The 23,273-nt window shown below is 43.1% G+C and carries 27 protein-coding genes; 18 read left to right on the top strand and 9 right to left on the bottom strand.

Translation table 11 applies throughout. The annotated features are described in order from the left end of the window. The 5 genes from WFI24_RS33475 to WFI24_RS33495 form a co-directional block, all read left to right on the top strand. On the top strand, positions 1-579 hold a 579-nt coding region (locus WFI24_RS33475; protein ID WP_336766088.1), incomplete at its 5' end, for a hypothetical protein. Next, a complete protein-coding gene (locus tag WFI24_RS33480; protein WP_336766090.1) occupies positions 576-1,172 on the top strand; it encodes a hypothetical protein in 597 nt (198 codons plus the stop codon). The genes WFI24_RS33475 and WFI24_RS33480, both read left to right, overlap by 4 nt. After that, positions 1,169-2,254 carry a peptidoglycan DD-metalloendopeptidase family protein gene (locus WFI24_RS33485; protein ID WP_336766092.1) on the top strand — a complete coding sequence of 362 codons (1,086 nt, stop codon included), beginning with the start codon at positions 1,169-1,171 and terminating at the stop codon, positions 2,252-2,254. The genes WFI24_RS33480 and WFI24_RS33485 overlap by 4 nt, the downstream gene beginning before the upstream one ends. Then, a complete protein-coding gene (locus WFI24_RS33490; RefSeq protein ID WP_336766094.1) occupies positions 2,244-2,807 on the top strand; it encodes a hypothetical protein in 564 nt (187 codons plus the stop codon). Before WFI24_RS33485 ends, WFI24_RS33490 begins: the two co-directional genes overlap by 11 nt. Positions 2,808-2,819: 12 nt before the next feature. Further along, on the top strand, positions 2,820-3,191 hold the full coding sequence (locus tag WFI24_RS33495) for a hypothetical protein (protein ID WP_336766096.1): 372 nt from the start codon (positions 2,820-2,822) through the stop codon (positions 3,189-3,191). Positions 3,192-3,744: 553 nt separating this feature from the next. Here the strand turns inward: WFI24_RS33495 and WFI24_RS33500 are convergent. Continuing rightward, positions 3,745-5,004 carry a cytochrome P450 gene (locus tag WFI24_RS33500; RefSeq protein WP_336766097.1) on the bottom strand — a complete coding sequence of 420 codons (1,260 nt, stop codon included), beginning with the start codon at positions 5,002-5,004 and terminating at the stop codon, positions 3,745-3,747. 821 nt (positions 5,005-5,825) lie between these two features. Between WFI24_RS33500 and WFI24_RS33505 the strand changes: the two genes are divergently transcribed. The 4 genes from WFI24_RS33505 to WFI24_RS33520 all read left to right on the top strand — a co-directional run bounded on the left by WFI24_RS33505 (position 5,826) and on the right by WFI24_RS33520 (position 9,474). Next, positions 5,826-7,244, top strand: coding sequence for an N-acetylmuramoyl-L-alanine amidase family protein (locus WFI24_RS33505; RefSeq protein WP_336766099.1), 1,419 nt, complete (start codon positions 5,826-5,828; stop codon positions 7,242-7,244). 119 nt (positions 7,245-7,363) lie between these two features. Next, positions 7,364-7,795 (top strand): GerMN domain-containing protein, encoded by a 432-nt coding sequence (locus WFI24_RS33510; protein ID WP_336766100.1) that lies wholly within the window; start codon positions 7,364-7,366, stop codon positions 7,793-7,795. A gap of 190 nt (positions 7,796-7,985) precedes the next feature. Continuing rightward, on the top strand, positions 7,986-8,594 hold the full coding sequence (locus tag WFI24_RS33515) for a recombinase family protein (protein ID WP_336766157.1): 609 nt from the start codon (positions 7,986-7,988) through the stop codon (positions 8,592-8,594). 256 nt (positions 8,595-8,850) lie between these two features. Then, positions 8,851-9,474, top strand: coding sequence for a class I SAM-dependent methyltransferase (locus WFI24_RS33520; protein ID WP_336766101.1), 624 nt, complete (start codon positions 8,851-8,853; stop codon positions 9,472-9,474). A gap of 328 nt (positions 9,475-9,802) precedes the next feature. On the opposite strand, the gene WFI24_RS33525 is transcribed toward WFI24_RS33520, so the two are convergent. The 8 genes from WFI24_RS33525 to WFI24_RS33560 form a co-directional block, all read right to left on the bottom strand. Beyond that, a complete protein-coding gene (locus WFI24_RS33525) occupies positions 9,803-10,069 on the bottom strand; it encodes a metal-sensitive transcriptional regulator (protein ID WP_336766102.1) in 267 nt (88 codons plus the stop codon). Positions 10,070-10,142: 73 nt separating this feature from the next. After that, on the bottom strand, positions 10,143-10,625 hold the full coding sequence (locus WFI24_RS33530) for a DsrE/DsrF/DrsH-like family protein (protein WP_336766159.1): 483 nt from the start codon (positions 10,623-10,625) through the stop codon (positions 10,143-10,145). Between the two features lie 25 nt (positions 10,626-10,650). Beyond that, positions 10,651-11,445: a sulfite exporter TauE/SafE family protein gene (locus tag WFI24_RS33535; protein WP_336766104.1), complete on the bottom strand. Its 795-nt coding sequence runs from the start codon at positions 11,443-11,445 to the stop codon at positions 10,651-10,653. Between the two features lie 315 nt (positions 11,446-11,760). Continuing rightward, the gene (locus tag WFI24_RS33540) at positions 11,761-11,988 is read right to left on the bottom strand and encodes a sulfurtransferase TusA family protein (RefSeq protein ID WP_336766106.1); all 228 of its coding nucleotides are present in this window, start codon (positions 11,986-11,988) and stop codon (positions 11,761-11,763) included. Between the two features lie 12 nt (positions 11,989-12,000). Then, positions 12,001-13,122, bottom strand: coding sequence for an MBL fold metallo-hydrolase (locus tag WFI24_RS33545; RefSeq protein WP_336766161.1), 1,122 nt, complete (start codon positions 13,120-13,122; stop codon positions 12,001-12,003). Positions 13,123-13,151: 29 nt separating this feature from the next. Further along, the gene (locus WFI24_RS33550) at positions 13,152-13,547 is read right to left on the bottom strand and encodes a DsrE/DsrF/DrsH-like family protein (RefSeq protein WP_336766108.1); all 396 of its coding nucleotides are present in this window, start codon (positions 13,545-13,547) and stop codon (positions 13,152-13,154) included. An 18-nt stretch (positions 13,548-13,565) separates the two neighbouring features. Beyond that, complete coding sequence (locus tag WFI24_RS33555; RefSeq protein ID WP_336766110.1) at positions 13,566-14,141, bottom strand: sulfurtransferase TusA family protein; 576 nt, start codon at positions 14,139-14,141, stop codon at positions 13,566-13,568. A gap of 4 nt (positions 14,142-14,145) precedes the next feature. Continuing rightward, complete coding sequence (locus tag WFI24_RS33560; protein ID WP_336766111.1) at positions 14,146-14,478, bottom strand: rhodanese-like domain-containing protein; 333 nt, start codon at positions 14,476-14,478, stop codon at positions 14,146-14,148. A gap of 268 nt (positions 14,479-14,746) precedes the next feature. Here WFI24_RS33560 and WFI24_RS33565 point away from each other — a divergent pair, with 268 nt between their 5' ends. The 9 genes from WFI24_RS33565 to WFI24_RS33605 all read left to right on the top strand — a co-directional run bounded on the left by WFI24_RS33565 (position 14,747) and on the right by WFI24_RS33605 (position 23,189). Continuing rightward, positions 14,747-15,403 carry a class I SAM-dependent methyltransferase gene (locus tag WFI24_RS33565; RefSeq protein ID WP_336766112.1) on the top strand — a complete coding sequence of 219 codons (657 nt, stop codon included), beginning with the start codon at positions 14,747-14,749 and terminating at the stop codon, positions 15,401-15,403. A 144-nt stretch (positions 15,404-15,547) separates the two neighbouring features. Continuing rightward, positions 15,548-16,186 carry a CadD family cadmium resistance transporter gene (locus WFI24_RS33570; RefSeq protein WP_336766114.1) on the top strand — a complete coding sequence of 213 codons (639 nt, stop codon included), beginning with the start codon at positions 15,548-15,550 and terminating at the stop codon, positions 16,184-16,186. A 40-nt stretch (positions 16,187-16,226) separates the two neighbouring features. After that, positions 16,227-17,636 carry a dihydrolipoyl dehydrogenase gene (lpdA, locus tag WFI24_RS33575; RefSeq protein ID WP_336766115.1) on the top strand — a complete coding sequence of 470 codons (1,410 nt, stop codon included), beginning with the start codon at positions 16,227-16,229 and terminating at the stop codon, positions 17,634-17,636. 78 nt (positions 17,637-17,714) lie between these two features. Then, positions 17,715-18,083, top strand: a complete 369-nt coding sequence (locus WFI24_RS33580; RefSeq protein ID WP_336766117.1) for an ArsR/SmtB family transcription factor — start codon at positions 17,715-17,717, stop codon at positions 18,081-18,083. Further along, positions 18,076-20,232 (top strand): heavy metal translocating P-type ATPase, encoded by a 2,157-nt coding sequence (locus WFI24_RS33585; RefSeq protein WP_336766119.1) that lies wholly within the window; start codon positions 18,076-18,078, stop codon positions 20,230-20,232. Before WFI24_RS33580 ends, WFI24_RS33585 begins: the two co-directional genes overlap by 8 nt. 402 nt (positions 20,233-20,634) lie before the next feature. Continuing rightward, on the top strand, positions 20,635-21,003 hold the full coding sequence (locus tag WFI24_RS33590; protein WP_336766120.1) for an AbrB/MazE/SpoVT family DNA-binding domain-containing protein: 369 nt from the start codon (positions 20,635-20,637) through the stop codon (positions 21,001-21,003). Between the two features lie 659 nt (positions 21,004-21,662). Beyond that, a complete protein-coding gene (locus tag WFI24_RS33595) occupies positions 21,663-21,827 on the top strand; it encodes a hypothetical protein (RefSeq protein ID WP_179133062.1) in 165 nt (54 codons plus the stop codon). Between the two features lie 684 nt (positions 21,828-22,511). After that, positions 22,512-22,796, top strand: coding sequence for a hypothetical protein (locus tag WFI24_RS33600; protein ID WP_336766121.1), 285 nt, complete (start codon positions 22,512-22,514; stop codon positions 22,794-22,796). 219 nt (positions 22,797-23,015) lie between these two features. Continuing rightward, a complete protein-coding gene (locus WFI24_RS33605) occupies positions 23,016-23,189 on the top strand; it encodes a hypothetical protein (RefSeq protein WP_179133060.1) in 174 nt (57 codons plus the stop codon). Positions 23,190-23,273: the final 84 nt, after the last annotated feature.

The following is a 23,273-nucleotide window of genomic DNA, read 5'->3' on the forward strand; positions in this document are numbered from 1 at the left end:
GGCGGCGTAGGGGTACCAGGAAATGCAAATTATGATGAATCTATTAGATCCAATGATTATTTCACTGGCGGCGGGAATTTACAAAATGAATCTGTGTCCTTATCAGGCGGCGCAGGGGCAGCACCAGGGAACGCAAATTATGATGAATCTGCTAGATCCAATGATTATTTCACTGGCGGCGGGAATTTACAAAATGAATCTGTGTCCTTATCAGGCGGCCAAGGATCTTCAGGAAATGACGCTTTTTTATTTGCGTCTTTGCCTAATGAGGATCAAGCGATAGACTCGCGTGTGCCGCATAACACCACTAATAGTGGACAAGCGCCACAGACGGTACCTCTTAACGTCATTCCTGGCACAAGACGGGAACAAAGCCAAACCCAAAGCTCAAGTCCAAGAAGACCGCAGCCAGAGAGAATACGAACATCCAGAGGGGTAGAATCTCTTGGGAACAGAAGCGTAGAACGTCAAGCAGCAGATCATGCCGATTCTACACCTATACGTTCTGGACAACAGGAAAACCGGGTGCAGAATATTCCGTTAAATCCTTCTAACAACGAGGGGGGCGACGAGTCATGAAGGGACCAGTGAAAACATGGCTTGGCTCAATTATAGCTTTAGGTATGATAGCCTTACTTATTGGATCGATTTTTGAAGGGAATCGCATTGAAAAAGAACGGGCTGCTGCTGAACAGAAGCAGCAGCCTGTTACTCAGGAGAAGCCGGTTCGCCAGTACACCCCAAATGAGCAAGCCGTATCAGAGAAGGAGGCTGAAGAGGTAGCGGCCCCAACGGAAGAAATGCAAACGGAGATCCAGAAAGTTATTCCGGAATTTCTGAAGGTGTATGTACCGTTCGATGTTGAAAGTCCAACTGATTTTTTAGAACAGTCTAAGCCTTATGTAACTGATAATCTCTATAAAGCATTAGAACAGGAGCAACGCCGGGGTACACTAACGATCGTCAAAACCAAGCTGATCAATGTAGATCTGGAACCGCAGAAAGAGGGATTGCAGGAACAATGGTGGAATGCAGACATTGAGGTGGAGCATACCGATCAGGACGGCCAAACTCGTGCAAGTACGTTAGCCTATATCATTAAGGTCAAATTGATAGATGGAAAATGGAAGATTGATGATCTTGGTGTACGTTCAAGGGCGTGGAATCCATGAAGAAATTCACTATATTTGGCGGATTGGCCTTAATTCCGATTTTCTTTGTTGGTGTCCTGTTTGTACTTATGTTTATGGTTATGATGTTCAGTAGCTCTGATTCTGGTGATTACGGGGGCGGTGCAGGATGGGGCAGTGGAATCATATCTGAGCTGGGCGAATCTGAGATCCCAGCGGAGTATATCCCAATTTATCAAGCTGCCGCAGAGAAATATGGAGTTCCTTGGAATCTATTGGCGGCAGTACACCGAATTGAAACCCGGTTCTCTACGTTAGATCCCATGATTTCATCCGTTGGGGCAGAAGGGCACATGCAGTTCATGCCATGTACTTTTATCGGATGGGGGCATAGCTCTTGCAGTGGTTCAGGAGCAGGGAATTTCAGTGCCGAAGAGAAAACCAGCTTGGTCGTTATTTCCCAGTATGGCGGCTATGGCGTAGATGCGAATGGTGATGGAAAAGCAGATATGTGGGATTTAGAGGATGCTGTCTTTTCCGCAGCCAATTACCTCGGGAAAAACGGTGCCGCTTCGGGTAACGTTGAAGCAGCGCTATACCAATACAACCACAGCCAAGAATATATTTCTGAAGTAATGAAGTACGCTACCCTTTACGTAACTGAAGGGTACGATGCTATTACGATACCGCAACCGGGTAAAGCCGGGTTTAGTCGTCCGGTCAACGGCCAGGTTACGTCCGGATTTGGCCCGCGTACACATCCCGTTACTGGCGAAGTAGGAAAACCGCATGAAGGTGTAGACTTTGCTTGTTCCCACGGACAGCCGATACCAGCATCTAAAGCTGGAAAGGTTATTATGGCGGGCTGGCAAGATGCGAGTAACCCCAGTAAAGGTTACGGCCAGTATGTACGTGTGGATCATGGGGGCGGTTATGTGACTACCTATGCCCATTTGTCTTCGATCAATGCTCGTGTAGGGGATCAAGTAGCTGCGGGAACTGTGCTTGGCGGGTGTGGGTCAACCGGCAGCAGCACCGGGAACCATCTACATTTCGAAATCATTATCAATGGCAGAAAAGTAGATCCTTTGCCGTTTGTGGGGGATAAGAGACGTGCTAAATGAAAAAATCATTGTGCGGGTAAAGGAACACGTCCCTGGATATGAGGGCAAGACCGTTGGGGTTGCCAGGAAAGGTGATATTTTTATTTTCCGGAATCCAATAGGTCATTTGAGTGATGCTGAATACCTGACATGTTATAAGCTTGGCAGAAGTGACTTTGTAGAGCCGTTCAAGCGCTCTACAGAGCGTCAGTGGATCGAACAGGAAGAAAAGTACCAGATATACTTCAATGAGCTTTCTGAGCGATTTATGCCCATTATAGAAGCCTATTGGCAAGAGGATGGGGCAGATGTAGAACTATATTGGTCTGTTATGGAGAAACAAGGTATAGAAAGCCACTGCGCGGATCTGATGCTCTTTAATCAGTATTTATGGCGTAAAGCCAGGGAGCTGGAAGAAAATGAATCGGCGAATCTTAGGCGAATTGATCAGGTTTATGAGATGATCAAGGGCATTAGTAAGATATTTGAGGTTAGAGCCGGACAAAGCTCAATAGAAACAGACTCTATATATTTCAAAACAGACGATTCTATTTTCTGGCATGGGTGCTTATAAGGGGGAGAATGCATGTTCAAGGCATACAGATTTATAAGGCGTGGTGGAAAGTATCTTCCACCTGATCCATTAGAAACGGCAGCGGACGTTTACCAATACGTCCAAACTCATAAGGAGCAATATCCGGAAGTCCGCATTACTGCCGATCATGACGAATTCATTGCAGTTCAAGCGCTAAACGGAATTATTGTCTTCCCAAAAAAATGGGCTTTGATGGAGGTCAAACAGAAGTACATCGATGAGCCCGTAAGTTTCAAATCAGACGCTTTTAAACAGGCTTTGGAACGGTCCGGGTTCCCTGCTGAACGAAATATAGACTTTACTGTTCTTGCTGCACAGCACTATTTAACGGAGCTGTACGAAGGCATAGAAGGAGAGGATTAGTTTCTTTTTACCAACAACAAGGCGGCTCCCTCGTGAGGGGAGCCGCCTCTATTTTTGACAGGTATTAATGGTACACTCTAATGGCACCTTCATACCCTAAATTCAAAGCAATATCTATTATCCGGTATTTAACATGGCGGATGTGTTTAACACGACAGGGGTTATTGCGGTCATGATTGACACGCTCCGGGCATCCAGAGCGGATAAGGCATCGAGTCAGAGATCAGATGAAAATCAGGCTTGAGGAATCATGCTCCAAAGATTCCGGAATAAAATCCAAAATGGCGATAGCGATTAAAATTCCTGCGCTTAAAGACATCAAATCATTCAAACCCTTGCGCGAACAGTCACGTTTTAACAAAAAAATTAGGCCGCCGATCACATTGGCGATCGCCGCCAGAAATACATAAAACAAACTTCCCCAATTATCACAACCACCCTGATCTAATCCGTACTGTCATTGAGAGGCTATTTTTGTGATGATCCAGATATTTCATTTCACTCTGTGTGTAATAGATTTTTAGGTTGTACATGTTTTTTTCTTTTCTTCAAATTAAGTCCTTCTCTTAACATTTTTGATCACTACTCTACTATGGGGAATGCTTGGTATGTTGACCATACTGAAACTTAAATCCTGGTCAGGAACTTCATAATTCATGCGATTCACTAAATAATCGAGACTCACTTTCATGACTTCAATGGTGACCCACTCACCGGCACAGCGATGTCCCATCAAGTAATCGCCACCACCTTGCGGAATGAAGCTGAAGGGGCTTCCGTCCCATTCGGCAAACCGAACCGGATTGAATACCTCAGGATTGTCCCATATTTTAGGATCATGATTGGTGCCATAAAGATCTAACAAAGTTAATGTGCCTTCTTCAAATTTATAGTTGTTCCAGGTGAAATCTTTTTTTACCAAAGCCGCGACAAACGGAAAAAACGGATAAAAGCGGCGTACTTCCTGTATAAACATCTGAGCATATTTTTCATCGCCGGATTCAAGTTTCCCCCTTTCTTCCGGATAATGATGTACTGCCAGCGCAGTGAAATTGATGAATATAGCGATAGCTACAATCGGTCTCAAAATATTGATCACTTCCACAGCAGCGGTCTCTGCATCCAGGAGATTCTCTTCTAGATCGCGATGCCAGGCAAACCTGTGTAATGCAGTATTTTCAGGGGGGGTTACTTTCCCATCACGAACCTCATTAATGAGTTCTTCGATCCACTTTTCTACCTGATTCCGTGCATGTCTCCCTAGCCAATGAGCTGGACCGATAGCAGCTGCCGACTCGAACATCGCTTCCAAATCGTTTGTCAGCTTCTTCACTTCGTCTTCTTGTACCGGTACACCAGCCCACTGGCAGGCTGTCCGGCACATAATTTCCTGCACTTCTTCATAAAGAACAACCTCATCCATCAGTTCCCATTTTTCCACTGCCATCTCCCACTGTTTTTTTGTAATCTCGGTCAGTTTCTCAAGTCCATCAGGAGACATAATTGACATAAACATTTCCTTACGGTGCTTATGGGCCTCTCCATCTAAAGCCTGAACACCATTTTTGCCAAACAATGTTTGTACCACCCGGTTTGGTGCTGCATCTTTCCTTTTGAATTTTTCAGTGTCATAAAAAACTTCCGCAGCTTCCTTTCCTCCCATGCAGATTGCTTTCTTTCCAAACACTCGGGTCTCGAATACATCAGAATTAAAACTGTGACGTCTGTTCAAAATGTACAAATATCCTTCTCTCATAAGACTTAGGCTATGGTCTATTCCTTGTTCTCTAGGCATTTCATTTGTATTTGACATATAATCCAACTCCATTCTTCATGAGTGATTATTCCTATTATTGGTAAAATATTCACTTTTCATTCGTAAGCGGCAAACCCAGCGCACCTTCTGCGTTACCCGAATTCATGAGAAAATGAGGCAACTTCAATTAGCAGGAGTTTGTCTCATGACGAAAAAAGAACAAAGACGTCAGGAAGATCAGTTAAGATATTGGCTTCGTACTTTGAAAGGTCGTTCGTCCAGGACGGCAAAATCCTCCGCGACGTTGTTCCGCTCTCCATCAGCGAACCAACGCCCCGTTCGGCACCCTCTCTTCATCCATATGTCGGCTTCGCACGGATTGAACTATCTACTTTACTGATGTTACCCCTTCTACGGGCAAAAGTACCGGCTTGCATTTGCACTTTGAAATCTTTGTTAATGGGCGGCGCGTTGATCCGTCTCCATTTATCGGTTTGTAAGGTTCGGAATTTTTAGGCGAATGGATCTCCTGCAGGCGACTTGAAGCGCGTGGATCTCGCCGGAAAACGAACGATCGCAGCTACATTTACTGTAGCTCTGTACAAACGGACGCGATACATTGCTCAAACAGGCCCTCCTATTATGAAGGATAGACAAGTATCCTCATGTTGGATGTACTAAAAGCGTAATCCGAAAATATCGGTCGAAGGTAGCTCCGGGCAGAAATGTCCGGAGCTGCTTCGTTTTATTTTACGGTCGTGCTGGGCCTTAGCATTACTTTGTAAAAACAATAAGAAACTTTATCTGATATTTAGCGTCATAAATAAGTCTATATTTGTCGAATAAAAGAGCAGAATTCTAAGACATCGAGGTGGAAAATGAAGAAACCTTTATCCATGTTGTTATTTATGTTGGTATCTTTTTCTATGTTCGCTGGAATCGGACAAGCAGAATCGATTTTTCCCAAGCTTTTTTTGAACGGGAAACAACTCGAAACCGAAACGCGTATTGTAAACAATTCAACGCTCGTTCCGATTCGTGCGGTGGCTGAAGGATTAGGTTTCGATGTGAGTTGGAATCAATCAAACAAGACGGTGGGTATACATAACGGTACAACCCAAATTACATTAAAGATTGATGATCGTATGGCACTTGTTAATGACAAAACAGTGAACTTGGATACGCCAGCAAAAATTTTCAACGATAATTCTTTGAAGTACGTAACGATGGTTCCGATTCGATTCGTCAGTGAAACAATGGGACTCAAGGTTAATTACGATAATCTGGCCAAATCTGTTTACCTCGATCAACCGATTGTAGCACCGGACAAAGATGCAGGATCGGGTTCCAACTCACTTCCTGACAATGTTACAGGTTTATTAAAGTCGATTCGGTTTGACGGGCTGGGTACCTTAACAATAGATTACCACGGGCAAGTCAATGTAAACGATCCTATTATTTTAAGTGACCCGGACCGTATTGTCATTGATATGCCGAATGCAGATTTCGCATCGAAGTTTAATCCGGCATTTATCAACTCATCTACGGGAGAGATTTCGGTCGACAATCATCCGGAACTAACCAAGATACGGTACTCCTATTATTCAGACAAACCCTCGACTGTAAGGGTCGTACTTGATTTGAAAGCCAAGACAGATTACCAGTTGATCAAAAAAGACGGTTCTATTCAAATTAGTCTGCTTAACGGAAATGAACCGGTAATTCCTTCTCCCGTGCCAACACCACCGTCATCGGGCGAAGATAAGATCTTTAAGGTTGTTATCGACCCTGGCCACGGGGGTAAAGACCCGGGAGCTCAGAGTTCAGGACGATCGGAGAAAGACTATAACTTGTCATTGTCACTAAAAGTTAATACGCTTCTTATGAACGAACCTCGGATCAAGCCATATATGACTCGTGCCGATGAAACGTTCGTCTCATTGAACGACAGGGCTTCATTCGCCAACAATCTTAAAGCTGATTTGTTTATTTCTCTTCATGCCAATAAAGCGGAATCATCAAGTGCTTCCGGGACAGAATCATTCTATTACCATACCAATAGTCAAACCTTAGCACAAATCATTCACAAGCATGTTCTTAAAGCCGTAGGTCTGAAAGACCGTGGCGTGAAAACCGCAGGGTATGTTGTTATCAAGAAAACGACTATGCCGGCGATTCTAATCGAATCTGGTTTCTTATCCAACCAAAACGATTCCTCCGTTCTCTTCGATGAAACGAAGCAAAATGAAATTGCCAAAGAAATTGTGGCAGGAATCAAAGAATATTTAAATATTTGACAAGGAGGGAAATCACATGAGGAAACCTTGGAAAATGATAGCTTGTTTTCTTTTGGGTAACATTGTTTGTTTTAGCAGCTGTAGCCTGTGGGACAAAGCAAGAATCCCCTGGAAACCAATTGGCTAGCAATCAAACGAATAGTAAAGAAGAAGTACAAAAGCGAGAAATTAACGTCTTCTTCGCTAATGCTGATTGGACCGATTTAATCGAACGGCAAATCGAAATCAGCTACAAGACCGATAACGAAAAAATCGAGCAAGCATTAGATGCGCTCCAAAAGGACGAAAATTCGGTAGAAACGTCTTTGTGGAAACAAGCCCAATTCAACAAAGTAACCGTGCAGGATGGAGTGATTACGCTTGATATCCACTTACCTAACAGTGCACGGCTTGGATCTACCGGCGAGGATATGGCACTTCAGGCGATTCAAAAAACGGTTTTTCAATTTGATGAAATCAAATCACTCGACATATTGGTCGATGGCAAAGCGGTTGAAAGTCTAATGGGTCACGTTGAATTGGAACATCCAATTATGAAAAGCAAAAATTAAATATTCTGACTTTCCACATTAATCTTCGGAAGCAGCTCGCGCTGCTTCTTTTTTTGTCTCGAAAAGCATGCTTTTCGAGACGGTGAAGATCCCCCCTATTTTCGCGTATCAAAATGTATTAAAATGATTTTAGGAACGTATCAAATAAATTCGATACTTTTTGATACATATTTAGGGGAGAGTGGTGAGCTTGAAGCTGGCATATGGCCGGGTATCGGCCAAAGACCAAAATCCGGAACGGCAGCTCGTCAAGTTCAGAGAGCTGGGCATTGAAGATCGGTTTATTTTTGTTGATAAACAGAGCGGCAAGGATTTCGACCGACCACGCTATCAGGCGATGCGTCTGATGATCCGGGAAGGTGACTTGGTTTATATTGATGCGCTGGATCGGCTTGGCCGGGATTACGATGGCATTATTACCGAATGGAAGTATATCACAAGGGAGATCGGCGCTGACATCGTATGCCTGGATAACGAAACGTTATTCGATTCCCGGAAGTTTAAGACGATGGGTGATTTTGGGAAAGTGATGGAGGATCAATTTTTAAGTCTACTGGCGTATGTAGCCGAACAGGAACGGAAGAAGAACCGGCAGCGGCAGGCGGAAGGGATCGAGGTTGCCCGGGCGGATGGTGTGACGTTCGGCAGGCCCAAGCAGGAGATCGACGACAAGTTTGTTCAGGCATATAGGGAGTGGAAAGCCGGTGCATTGACAGCGACCGCGGCCATGCAGCAAATCGGAATGAAGAAGCCGACTTTTTACCGGCGCGTCAAGGAGTATGAGCTGGAAATCAGGTAGCAGCTAGAAAGATGAGATCGAGACTGTCTGTTATAATTGGCATTTTACAAAACGAGTTAGCCTGGTCCAATATCTCAAGAAAATGAAATAGGCTTCCCGTGACAGGGAAGCCTATTTTTTATAGCAAAAATATTTTCAAAATGAATATTTTTCTCAAGCCGAAGAATAATCAAATATGTATTTGAATATACGAAAGGTTTGGAGTATTATAATAATCAAATTAACGTTTAATTGTTGAGGGGGCAAAGAATCGACTATGAATAACTCATGGAACAAAGTGATTTATCGGTTCTGGGCTCCCTTTTATGATTATCTCTTTAATTCCGGGCCCTTTTTAAAGGCACGGAAAAAGATTTTTGAGAACCTCGATATTAAGCCTAGAAGCAAAATTCTTTTTGTCGGTGTCGGTACGGGAGCAGACTTACAGTTCATTATGGGCAAAGATATTTCTGTTACTGCAATCGATTTGTCTTCCGAAATGCTTGATAAAGCAAGAAATAAATATGATGCACCAAACTTTACGTTCACAGAAATGGATGCGCAAGATTTGGCCTTTTCTCAGGAATCGTTCGATATGGTCATTGCGAATCTGATCCTATCTGTCGTACCCGATCCGGATCAGTGTTTTCAAGAAATGATTCGGGTTACTCGAACTGGGGGACGTATAGTCATTTTCGATAAATTTGCTCCTCCCTCGCAGGAATTGCCCGCAATTAAGAAATTCCTTCGTCCCGTCGTAGCAATGATGGGGACGGACATTGGCCGTCATTTTGAACAAATCGTAAAACCATACGAAAACCATATTCGAGTGGAGGAAGATGAGTCTGCCTTATTTAACGGTATGTATCGTAAAATCATACTTCGTAAAATCCAAGCTTAAACTACTGGCAAGATGGCGGATAGAGGGTGAAAGATGCGTAAACGAGACAATAGAGATTTTATACCAGCCCTGAGATTTCATTGGCTTACATCATTTTATGATCCGATATTACGCTGGACAAGGAGGGAGTCTACCTTCAAGAACAAATTAATTAGACAAATTATTAAGCTAAACCAGCTAATAGCTTGTCAAGATTTTTCATTATAAGGTCGAGAAAATACTGTTATTGTTGAGCACAAACAGACCATAATTCGTATTATGATTGATGGTTATAAAAAAAGGAATGGAGTGAAGTTTATTCACGTCATTCCATTCCCTTATTATAAATTTAGCGACTCTTTACCAATAACTCAATGGCTTCTTGAACAAGCTTATTGCTATCGCGTCCAGCTGATTGTTCTTCTAACAAACATTGCTGTAAGTTCTCAGCGACAATTTGAGCGATAGCCTTGTCGGATGCATTTCGCACAGCAGACAATTGACTCACGACTTCCTTACATGATTTACCTTCATCCATAAGTCTTAGTACGCCGCGTATCTGACCCTCGATTCTTTTCAACCTTGTTTTCATTTCATTCGTGTAATTGTAGTCCATGGGTTATTCACTTCCCTTCTAACATACCTGTATGGGTATATTATAAGCAAAAAAATAATTATGACAAGCTTTTCTAAATAAACAAATTCACTTTTGCATCAGTAGCATCCCCAAGATAAGCAGCAACACCTGCATATTCTAGCCCATCAATAAGTTCTTCTTGTTTTAAGCCCAGCAAGTCCATTGTCATCGTACAAGCAACAAGTTTGACTCCTTGCTCTTTCGCCAATTCAATAAGTTGGGGGAGGGAAAGCGCATTATGCTTTTTAATCACGTGATTAATCATCTTTGGTCCCATGCCCATAAAATTCATCTTAGACAACTCAAGCTTTTTAGATCCTCGCGGCATCATCCATCCGAACGCTTTTTCAAGCAATCCTTTTTTTACTTTTACGACTTCATCTTTGCGCATTGCGTTCAATCCCCAGAACGTAAAGAATATCGTTACTTCATGGTCATACGCAGCTGCTCCGTTGGCAATAATAAACGCTGCAATGGCTTTATCTAAATCTCCGCTGAAAAATACAATTGTCGACTTTTGCTTTGTTGGTTCCATCATGAATTCTCCTCTGAATAACGTATTATAAAATTGATATCCAAACTTTTATGGCAGTGAATGAAATTAAGACAACCAAGGCATAGCGTAAATACTTCGTATTGATTTTGGCACTCATTCTGGAACCGAGTGGAGCGCCAAGAATGCTACCGATGACAGTAAAGAGGGTAGGCGTAATCGGAATACTTCCAGCAGTAATCTTGCCGATTACGCCACCGATTGCAGAGATGAATACAATAGCAAGAGACGTTGCAATCGTTGTTCGAGTCGGGATTTTCAAGACGGTTAACATGATGGGAATAAGAATGAATGCCCCACCAGCTCCGACAATACCTGAAACGATGCCAACGATAAATGCCGATATTACAGCTATGGTCTTGTTAAATGTGATTTGTTTAGCGTTGTCTTCTTGTTTCCCCTTATTGGGAATCAACATTAATACAACAGCTACAATTGCCAATACGCCGTAGATGATATTGATGGTATCACCAACGATATATTTAGAAGCAATTCCTCCAATTAAGCTCCCACATAAAATGCTAATCCCCATGTAAAGAACAAGTCCAGCATGGATACGAGCGGTGTTTTTATTGTTCTTTTTCTTTCTGAAAGCAAGAACACCAGCAAGAGACGCGAAGAACACTTGGAACATGCTAATACTGGACACTTCATGAGCAGTAAAATCGGCAACTCCCAGGCTAGACGGTACAAAGAGCAGAAGGGGATAATTTATAATCGCGCCCCCGATGCCCAATAATCCCGAAAAAAACGAACCTACAAAACCAAGGAGCATCATCACGATATACAAAAAGGTATCCATAATACCTCCTTCGTTCGTCACAACATCTTTCGTGTAAACACTGTACGAAAGGTCAAATGTGATATATAATAAAACCAAGTAATTAAGTGTGGAAAGAAGGTGATACGCTTTGCTTCAATTTCTAAAATCGATGTTCATCCATAAATGTCCTGAATGTTCGGAACCCCTAGTTGCTGAAAATGATACGTTATGCTGTATCAAGACTTGTCCGAACGTGCATTATCGGGAAGAAACGTATTGTTCGATGGGTGTGAAAATCATATTTGATTCAAAATAAGAGCGAACACTATGCGGTAGTGTTCGCCTTATTTGTTCTTACAGCTTTTTCACAAGGAATTTATAAATGCCATCTTCTTGTTCGTGCGATACGAGTTCGTGTTTCGTTTGTTTGACCCAAGCTTGAAAGTCATTCAGAGAACCTTTATCCGTTGAAAGAACGAGCATGGTTTGTCCTGTTTGTAAGCCATCCAGTGCTTTTTTTGCTTTCACGATTGGCATCGGACAAGCCATTCCTTTTGTATCAACAATCATATCTGCTTGCATGATATATCCCCCTTAATTGTCGTGAACAGCACAACGATTTGGACCAATTTCCATCTCGCGTTGCTCTTCTTCACTTGGTTGAATTTTTCCCATATTGGTCTGTCTAATCTCTTGATATGCGTTAGGTTGCGGTGGCAAATTGTTCGTCACAATGTTACGGAACTCTGCTTCATCTTCGATATTCAGACCCCGATTATATTGATACAAATCCCCCAAACGAGCTGATACCGTTCCGTCATGACTTAGTTCGGTGATTTTCCCGAAATGGGCAGGAAGTACAACTAAATCATTTGAAAGTTCTTTATAACGTTTGTAGAGCGTTTCACGTAAATCTCCAACCCAATCCTCGGCTTTACCCGCTAAGTCAGGTCTCCCAATGGAGTCAACGAACAAAATATCTCCTGTCAGCAAATATTTATCATCAATTAAGAGTGTTGTACTTCCGATGGTGTGACCAGGCGAATAAATCGGTTGAATATTGATTTCAGTATTACCGACTCGAAGAGTATGACCTTCTTCAAGCTTTTCAAAACCAAAGATGACTTCCGTAGCATCTTTGGGCGGAAGCCAATATGTTGCTCCAACGTTATCCGCTAACTTTTTACCACCTGAGATATGGTCAGCGTGTAGATGAGTGTCGATGGTGTACTTGATTTGGACCTGATTTTCAGATGCAAAGCGTTCTAATTCATCCGTCATTCGTGGCGTATCAATGATGGTTGCTTCTCCGTTGGAAAAAACGAAATAACTTAAACAACCCTTGCCAATTCGGATAAATTGATAAATTGCGCCCCCGTTTTTCAAATCCCCAATTTTTATGGGTTCCAAATGTTCACTCCAAGACTTCATTCCACCTTGAAGATAAAAGATATGTTTGCGACCAGCTTCTACAATTTGGTCAGCCACAAATTTGGATGAACCTTCTTTTGCGCAAACAACCAATATCTTTTTATCATTCGGAATTTTATCAAGCTCTGGATCTACACCGTCCAACAATTCAAAGTATGGAATGTTAATGACTTCAATTCGTTCCCCTTCAATTTTCCAATTATTAAAGTCACTTTCGTTTCGAACATCCAAAATAAATAATTCTTCTTTGTTCAAAATCATACGAGTGAGTTCTTTGGCATTCATCAAGCTTGCTTCCACTTCAAACAACCTCCTTAAAACGACAATGAAATATTGGCATCTTTTGCAAAATCCAAGAATGTTACAGCCCCACCAACTTCAATTCCGTCAATAAAATCTTCTTTCTTCAAATTCATGACATCCATCGTCATTTGACATGCAATAATCTTTACGCCCATCTCTTGTGCCATACTGACCAGTTCAGGAATGGAGGGGATGTTGGCATTCTTGAAACCCTCGATGAAGTGTTCTTTACCAGAAGGCAAAGGAAGTTGATGATGGGCTTGTTTGTGAATGAGATTCAGCCCTTCAAAAGTAAAGAAAATGGTGACCTGTGCTTCGGTAGCCGCGGATGCAGTTGCAATGTTAAACACCTTATATGCGTCAAATAACCCACCGTTACTAGCGATAATGGCAACTTTTGTGGACATATTTATAACCTCCGTTAATTAGATTTTTTCAGTTGGACCTGTCCAGCCCGACATTCCAGGCAAAATGTTTGTTACTTGCTTAAACCCGTTTGCTGTTAGCAATTGACAAGCCATATCGCTACGGCTTCCAGTACGACAAATGACATGAATATCATCATCCTCATTCAGCTCATGCATACGTTGTTCCAGTTCACCAAGTGGAATGGACTTCGCACCTTGCAGATGATTGAATGCGTACTCTGCAGGTTCGCGAACATCCAGAACCGTTAGATTGTCGTTGTTTTCAATTTTCTGTTGTAAGTCCTCATTCGAAATGCTGTGAGGATGTTTCATTTCATCTTTTACTTCGTTGGCGGCTGCTTTTCGTACAAAATGTTTTAGCACTTCGCCTTCATGGACGGTTCCTAAATATTGATGCCCTGTATTCCTAGCCCATCCCTGAATATCAGCCAAAGAACCTTTATCCGTGGCTTGAACTTCAATGACTTGCCCAGCTTGAAGTTCATCAATTGCTTTTTTTGTTTTCACAATGGGCATCGGACAAGCAAGACCTTTACAATCCAATGTCTTATCTGCTTGGATATTGATTGTCATTTTTTTACCCCCAATTAGTTTTTCTCAACGGTTTTCCATTCCATTCCAATATGCCACCAATCATATTTTTAACGTTAGTGTACCCAATTGAAACCAAGAATTCGCAAGCTTTTGCACTTCTATTTCCGCTTCTGCAAATGCAGACGACTTCTTCATTAGGTTTAATCTCATTAGCCCTTTGAGCTAATTCACTTAGAGGAATGTGCTTTGTACCACCAATATGACCAGCTGCATATTCTTCGGCTTCTCTTACATCAATGAATTGAGTTTTTGAAGTGTATTTCAATTTTTCTTGTACTTCGTGAGGCGTAATGACTTGCCATTGTTGTTCACTCAATGTTGATCCTCCTCATTTTTATTTTCTTTTTAATTTACTCTACGAGCATATATACATATACCCCTATGGGTACTATATAGACGAATTTATCATTTGTCAATGTTAAATTGGTGGTTATAATCAAATGTATACTTGATTGTAGGAAAAGTTTGGTGTATCGTAATAATAAAACAAATATTTGATTGTTTGAGTGTGTGAAGTGCTTTCCTAAAGTTCGAAATGTACGAAGAACTTACTACTGGCAAGATAGCCGGATGGAGGGTGAAAGATGCGTAAACGAGACAATAGAGATTTTATACCAGCCCTGAGATTTCACTGGCTTACATCATTTTATGATCCGATATTACGCTGGACAATGAGGGAGTCTACCTTCAAGAACAAATTAATTAGACAAATTCAAGTTGATTCGGGGCAGCGAGTGCTTGATCTAGGATGCGGGACCGGTACATTAACCCTTTTTTTAAAACAAGCTTACCCGAAAGCAGAAGTAACCGGACTCGATATTGATCCGAATGTTCTCCGAATTGCAGAGAAAAAAGCAGTGGATATGGGAATGGACATCGTATTTAATCAAGGAATGTCGTTTGAACTTCCCTACCCTGATCATTCATTTGATCGTGTGGTCACAAGTCTAATGTTTCATCATTTGAATTTAGAAAATAAACTCCGAACACTAAAAGAAATTTTTCGTGTACTTAAACCAGAAGGTGAACTTCACATAGCGGATTGGGGAAAGGCGCAAAATCGGCTCATGCGCATTGCGTTCCTTTCAATCCAAATCCTCGATGGTTTTAAAACGACAGCAGATAATGTAAATGGCCTGATACCGCAAATCATTGATAAGGCCGGGTTTGCTAAATCTAAAGAGACGGATAGGTTCATGACAGTATACGGAACCCTTTCTTTATACAAAGCGAAGAAATAAAACAGCATTACGGTGAACTTAGCTTCGCTGCTACTGCCCCAAAAAGCTGACCGGAATAAACCTTTGTTAAATTGGTATGTTTAATCAAATAAGTATTTGGATATAAGAACAATGTAAATCTACAATTGGATGGAGCAAATCGCTATGTCACTCACATTAATTCTTTCCGCTATTGGCACGTTCATCGTGACAAACGTTGACGACATTTTTGTGCTGATGATCTTTTTCGCACAGATTGAGAAAGCGCGACACACACAAGTTGTTCTAGGGCAATATCTTGGGTTCGGATTGCTCGTTGTATTGAGCCTATTAGGGGCCTTCGGTTTTACATTTTTGCCACCCGAATGGGCCGGTTTTCTCGGGCTGATACCGATTTATCTCGGTATCCGAATGTTCTTCAAAAAGGAGGAAGAAGATGAGGCAGAGGAAGCGCTTGAGAAATTGGGCAATCTAAAGTCACAACCTTCAAACAACCGTTTGTTTGGACCACTAACCGGTAAGGTCGCTGCGATTACCTTTGCCAACGGGGGGGATAACCTGGGCATATACATTCCGTATTTTACGACCCAGGGCAATGCGTCACTTTTATCCATCGCGATTGTGTTCCTTTTGATGGTCGCGGTATGGTGTTTCCTGGCGAATCGGCTGGCAAGCTTCCCGGCCATTCTAAAGATTCTGGAAAAGTACGGAAGAGTCATTATTCCATTGGTGTTTATCGCATTAGGTATTTCGATCATGCTGCATGGTGATTCATTTTCATATCTCATAAGGTTGTTTGGATAACGTTCACAAAAATCGAAATGACGAATTGGAGGGAAACACAATGGTAGTAGGTGATGCAAGCATGCACACTCAGTTGTTGGTCATCGGCGGTGGTTCTGGGGGTTATGTTGCAGCTATACGAGCGGCGCAGCTTGGCAAGAAAGTGTTGCTGGTGGAAAAATCGGAACTCGGCGGTGTATGTCTTAATTGCGGCTGCGTGCCGTCAAAAGCGCTCATATCAGCGGCGCATCGTTATGAACAAATGCTGGAAAGCGATATATCTGGGTTAAAAGCGAACGGCGTTGAGATTGATTTTTTACAGATTCAACAGTGGAAACAGTCGAAAGTGGTGAATCGCCTCAAAACGGGAATTAAATCCTTACTCAAGAAGCATGAAATCTCGGTCTTCAAAGGGGAGGCACTGTTCATTAATGATCGGGAAGCCCGTCTCTATAATGAACAAGAATCGCTTCGATACCAATTTGACGATTGTATCGTTGCGGTTGGATCGCGCCCAATTGAATTAAAAGCATTTCCGTATGGAAATCGAATTTTGTCCTCCACGGAAGCACTCACCCTTACCGAAATCCCTGAGCGAATGGTCGTCATCGGCGGTGGCTATATCGGTATTGAGCTAGGCCAAATGTACGCGAAGTTCGGCACGAACGTAACCATTTTGGAAGGTTCACCTTCGATTCTGCCTGGATTCGAGAGTGAAATTACCCGGATTGTCAAAAAAAATCTGGATTCCCTTGGCGTTACGGTATATACGAACGCCATGGCTCAATCCGCCCAACAGTCGGCTGATGAAATCACGGTTACCTTTACGGTAGATCAGACCGAACAACAAGTGATGGCCGATTATGTTCTTGTGACAGTAGGACGCCGACCCAATACGGATGGCGAACTTGGTCTTGACCGGATTGGGGTAAAAATTGGAGACCGGGGACTGGTCGAAGTCGATCAACAAGGGCGAACGTCTATTCCTCATATTTATGCGATTGGCGATATTATCTCTGGTCCTGCACTGGCGCATAAAGCTTCATACGAAGGAAAAGTGGTTGCTGAAGCCATAGCTGGCCAGCCAAGTGCTTTCGACTATAAAGGGATTCCTGCGGTCGTGTTTTCCGATCCGGAAATTGCTTCCGTAGGACTTAGCGAACCTGAAGCCAAAGAGAAAGGATATGACATCATGGTAGGTAAGTTTCCGTTTGCGGCAAATGCGCGTGCTCTCTCTTTGAGTGCGTCCGAGGGGTTCGTTAAGCTGGTAGGCGATAAGAAAACAGGTTTGATCCTTGGCGGGCAAATCGTCGGCACAAACGCGTCCGATTTGATTCCGGAAATTGCCTTGGCGATTGAAATGGGAACGACCATGGAAGATTTAGCCCTCACGATTCATGCGCATCCGACACTTGGGGAGTTGTCGGCTGAAGCGGCAGAAGTTGCCCTTGGTCATCCCATTCATATTTAGTTTAATTTGCCTTTGACAAACCAATGCTGCAAGCATAATATAATAATCAAATGAACATTAGATTGAGGTGATGGGAAAATGAAGAACCAAGATTCTTGCGAGATCTTTTGTTATGACGAGGATAAGGTCAATCGAGTCCGGGAAAAATTAAGCAAAAATGACTTTCAGGATATGGCGCAAATCTTTAAAGTGCTTGCAGACCATACGCGGCTAAAGGTTGCTTATGCCCTGTGCGATGAAGACGAGTTATGTGTCTGTGATGTGGCCAATATTATCGGCTCCACGATGGCGACGGCTTCCCATCATTTGCGGCTGCTGCGGAACATGGGCATTGCGAATTATCGGAAGGAAGGGAAGCTCGTGTTTTATTCATTGGGGGATGAGCAGCTTAAACAAATGATAAGGCTCGCCATTGAGCAACAAAAGGAGGTTGTTGGCGTTGAATAAAGTGGCTGAATCATTAGAGAACAAAAACGTTTACCGCGTTGAAGGATTCACATGCGCGAATTGTGCCGGGAAATTTGAGAATAATGTCAAGCAATTGCCAGGCGTTCAAGGTGCGAAAGTGAACTTTGGTGCTTCAAAAATTGCCGTTTTCGGTGAAACTACTGTTGAAGAACTGGAGAAAGCTGGTGCATTTGAAAATTTAAAAGTGACCCCGGAAAAAGTGACACGGGAAACGAAACCGGAGGGCATCAAAGAAGCGAAAGAACCGTTTTATAAAAAACATAGCACATTGTTGAATGCAGTCTTATTGGTGGTTTTTGGATATATTTCTCAGTATGTGAATGGGGAAGAAAACCTAATCACTTCTCTGTTATTTGCAGCTTCTATTGTGATCGGGGGATTCTCGCTCTTTAAAGTCGGTTTTCAAAACTTGATGCGATTTGAATTTGACATGAAGACACTCATGACAGTTGCCATAATCGGAGCTGCGATCATTGGAGAATGGGCCGAAGGTGCAATTGTGGTTATCCTCTTTGCGATCAGTGAAGCGTTGGAACGCTTCTCGATGGATCGGGCTAGACAATCGATTCGTTCCTTAATGGACATTGCACCTAAAGAAGCACTCGTTAGGCGCAGCGGACAAGAAATGATGGTCAATGTCGATGACATCGCCATTGGGGATATCATGATTGTGAAGCCCGGTCAAAAGATTGCCATGGATGGTATGGTGGTCAGCGGCAACTCTGCCGTTAATCAGGCAGCGATCACCGGTGAGTCCGTTCCCGTTGGTAAAACGGTGGATGATGAGGTTTTTGCGGGGACCTTAAATGAAGAGGGCCTCCTTGAAGTCAAAGTAACCAAACTGGTCGATGATACGACCATCGCGAAGATCATACACTTGGTTGAGGAAGCACAGGGAGAACGTGCACCATCCCAAGCCTTTGTCGATAAGTTTGCGAAATACTACACGCCGATCATTATGGTCATTGCCGCATTAGTCGCGATACTTCCGCCACTTTTATTTGATGGAAGTTGGGCTACCTGGGTCTATCAAGGATTATCCGTTCTTGTAGTTGGTTGTCCTTGCGCACTCGTGATTTCCACTCCAATTTCCATTGTATCTGCAATCGGAAATGCAGCGAAAAATGGCGTACTTGTCAAAGGCGGTATTTACCTCGAAGAAATGGGTGCCATAAAGGCTATTGCGTTTGATAAAACCGGCACACTCACCAAAGGAGTCCCGGTTGTAACGGATTTCAACGTATTCAACCAGAATACAAACAAACAAGAATTGCTGTCCACCATTACTGCATTAGAGTACCGTTCGCAGCATCCTCTAGCTTCGGCCATTATGAAGAAAGCGGAACAGGAACATATATCTTATTCTGACGTCATGGTTGATGATTTTGCTTCCATCACCGGCAAAGGGATTAAAGGTACGGTAAACGGAACCATCTATTACATTGGTAATCCGAAACTCTTTAAAGAATTAGCGACAGCTGATTTTAGTAACGAACAAGAACAACTGGTGACTACACTGCAAAATCAAGGAAAAACGGCTATGGTGGTCGGAACGGATGAAGAAATTCTTGCGGTGATCGCGGTAGCCGATGAAGTGCGCGAATCCAGTCAAGAAATTATTCAGAAGCTGCATCACCTCGGGATCAAAAAAACCATCATGCTCACCGGTGATAACAAAGGTACCGCAAATGCGATTGCCGGACATGTTGGCGTATCGGATGTGCAGGCCGAATTGATGCCGCAGGATAAATTAGACTTTATTAAACAATTGAGAGCCGATTACGGCAATGTCGCCATGGTTGGTGATGGTGTCAATGATGCTCCAGCACTCGCAGCTTCTACCGTTGGGATTGCCATGGGCGGAGCCGGTACGGATACAGCTCTTGAAACGGCAGATGTGGCTTTAATGGGGGACGATTTAAGAAAACTGCCATTCGCGATCAAATTAAGCCGTAAAGCTTTAAATATCATCAAGCAAAACATTACCTTTGCGCTGGCTATAAAACTGATTGCTTTACTGCTCGTCATCCCGGGATGGTTAACGCTTTGGATTGCTATCCTTTCCGATATGGGAGCAACGCTCCTGGTTGCGTTAAATGGTTTGCGACTTATGAGAGTCAAAGAATAATATAATGCTAAAACATTCAGATTGAGTTAGAGGTGAAATACCTCTAACTCTTTTTTTGAAAGAAAGTGTGTTATGAACAACATTATTCCTCAAGTCAGTATTTCTAATTAATGGAAATTACTTTTCTGGTGGTGGCAGCTTTTCTGGTGTTACCCCGTTATTTTGTTTGTCCGTTATCAGAACTTTGTATGAAGAATTCAAGTCTTCTATTAAGGCACAGGGCGTTATTCTTTTAAATTACATATTTTTACACATGTTTGCGGGTGGTGTCAGCTACGCTGGTACGGCCCCTATTTGATAACACCATTATAAGAGAACGCATGTTCCATATCAACATTTGTGATGATCTGAAAGTTAATAGTACATATGATACAATGAGGAAAAAAATGGGAGAGGAAGAGGATGAATAAATCTAAAAATACGGGGATGGTACGCAAGTTGGATGCGCTTGGCCGTATTGTACTGCCTATTGAATTGCGGCGTACCCTGGGAATCGAGCTTCGCGATCCGCTTGAATATTTTGTTGATGATTCTAATGAACGTCTGACTTTAAGGAAATATAGAACAGCTGAATGTATGTTTTGTTCCTCAACGGAGGGACTTGCCTACTTTAAAGATTATTTCATTTGCAGTTCTTGTATAAATAGGGTCCCAGGAAAAGTGCGGAAAAGGAACGGGGATCCAAAAAGGAAGTTGTTCCTTCCATCGAAGCAGCCACAACAGAGCCTATTGTTGAAAAGAAGCAGACCCGCAGTAAGGATACAGCGCTGAAGCTTGTTAAGATAATGGCAGAGTACCCCGCTGCTTCACAAAAGAAATGGGCCGAGCTGCTGGGTGTATCCCAGGGCCGAGTGAGTCAGTTAATTCAAAAAATAAATGAGTCAGTTCCGAAGTCTTCCGGATCGGAAGAGAAATAAAGTACTTGGTTAAAACTGAAAATGAACTTCTGAAGCAAGGGCGTTCCTGGATTACCGGGATCGCTTTTTTCGTGTGCCTGGTTTTAACCAGGCATGGAACTGGTTTCAACCAATATTCGTTTAAAAGGGCGTCATATATTCAATAGGGATGTAGAGGTCAGTTTGGGACCGGGTCGGTACAAGGTCACGTTATAAAGACGGAGATTCAAACTTATGATGAAAATGTATCTGAATAAGCCGAAATTGAACGTTTCAGCTTAAAGTTCAAAACCCCGAAATCATGAATGGATCATTTATGTGAAATTGGGTAACCAGAATGACTTATAGAAGTGGGGAGCGATGAACGGGTTCCATCCTGTTCAAAGAGGTTAGACGCATGCTGTGTTATTAATCCAAATCTACTGCTTATGATGAATGATCAGTATCGTGATACACATCGTTTACGCTCTTACTGATAAGTAAATGGCTGCCTTACCTATATTGGTTGTAGCTCAGAAGAAAGGGGGAGGTCTAATGAAAGAACGACTGAAAGTCATCGTCCGTAAAATGTGGACAGGCATGAAAAGTGTTGGTCGCCGTGCTTGGGGGTTTCTAAAATCCAAAGAGGGGCGTCAAATGATGATTCAGATGGTCATCGTTTGGGGCGGGGAAATCATCAAAAACTTGTTTGGTTCATAATCAACGAAAGCGTTCAGGTGGAGTAATCTCCATTTGAACGCTTATTTTTGTTGTCTGATGATCCGGAAGAAGGAAGTCAATAGATGAAGGATTGAAGAACGATCGGGCTGATGCTACCGGCTCTAAGGCGGCAAGAGCGGCCACCTAAGAGCCGCTACGCACCGCTGCGGGGTTACTCAGGCCGATAACGAGAGCGTCTAAACCGGGGTAGAGCGTCCCGGCTAAGGCGCTCTACGTTCCTGTCCCTCGCTTGACACCCCGCACGGAGCCAAGGTCAAGGGCTTGTGGGGCAGATCAGCGAAGGAAGGAGAGAACCGGCTTATGCCGGTTCTTTTAGATTGGAAGCATTTTTTTCCCTTTTGCCTTCCGCATGGTAACCCGTGCAAGCCTACTAAGTGTCCGGCAGGCCGAGCCTCCGGCTTCGCCCCTCCACCTCCCGGACACTAAGTAGGCGGCCAGTCGTTCAAGGGGCAACAAAACTTTTTCTTCCCATTGGAAAAGAAAAAGCGGAAGAAAAACTTTTGTGTGCTGATCCCTTGACCGTCTGCCATTGCCCGGGTTCCCAAGCATGCGTCAAAAGGGAAAAAAATTCCCCTTTGGGGATGCCAGCCACGCGGCAGGCAACGTCCAAAAAATCTTTTTTGACACCCAAACCCAATTCAAAAAGAGAAAGGATGAAGTGCAATGCAAAAGCAAATTTTTATCGGGTTGTTTCCATTAGGAACGGTGGTAGTGACACCGGGATGCATGGAAGTAACGAGCGAGGAAGAACGGATTTCAGCACTAACCCGCCACGTAAACGGTGATTGGGGGGGCGTATCAGACTGCGACAAGCAATATAACGATGAAGCAATGGAAGACGAGGGGCGGCTTTTATCGGCTTATCTAACGTCCAGCGGGTTGAGATTTTGGATCATAACCGAGTGGGATAGGAGCGTAACCACAATACTGCTTCCGGAAGAGTATTGATTATGACAGAAGAAGAGAGCTGGTCATTGCTGCTAACCCTATGTTACCAACGAATCCATTGGTTGGAGTCTCGTATTTCCATATGTGAGAGCTTGAATCAAGATGTGAAGTGCTACAAAAAGGAACTAACTTGCTATCAAGACCTGAAAAAATTTGTGGATGAAAAGCTTGGTGGAAGATAGATTCTAGCGCGTTCAAACCTGAAAGGAGGTGAGGACGATGCAAAATGAAACGCTGCTCATGTTGGCCGTTATAGCGGCAGGGCTGCAAGTCATCATTCAGCTACTTGGTGCGCTTAAAGCATTCTTGGAATGGCTGACAGTTAGGGATAAGCGAAAGGGTTCCAATCGCTCGCAACGATTGCGGACTAAAAAAAATCGCAAGCCTAAATAGTTTTAGATTTCAACGTTTCAATTTCTGCTAAATGTTGGGTAAGGGGTTGCCCCCTTACCCTCCTATCAAACTACAGGAGGACAA

The sequence above is a fragment of the Paenibacillus sp. USHLN196 genome (genome assembly GCF_037144955.1).
GTDB classification, from domain to species: domain Bacteria; phylum Bacillota; class Bacilli; order Paenibacillales; family Paenibacillaceae; genus Paenibacillus; species Paenibacillus xylanexedens_C.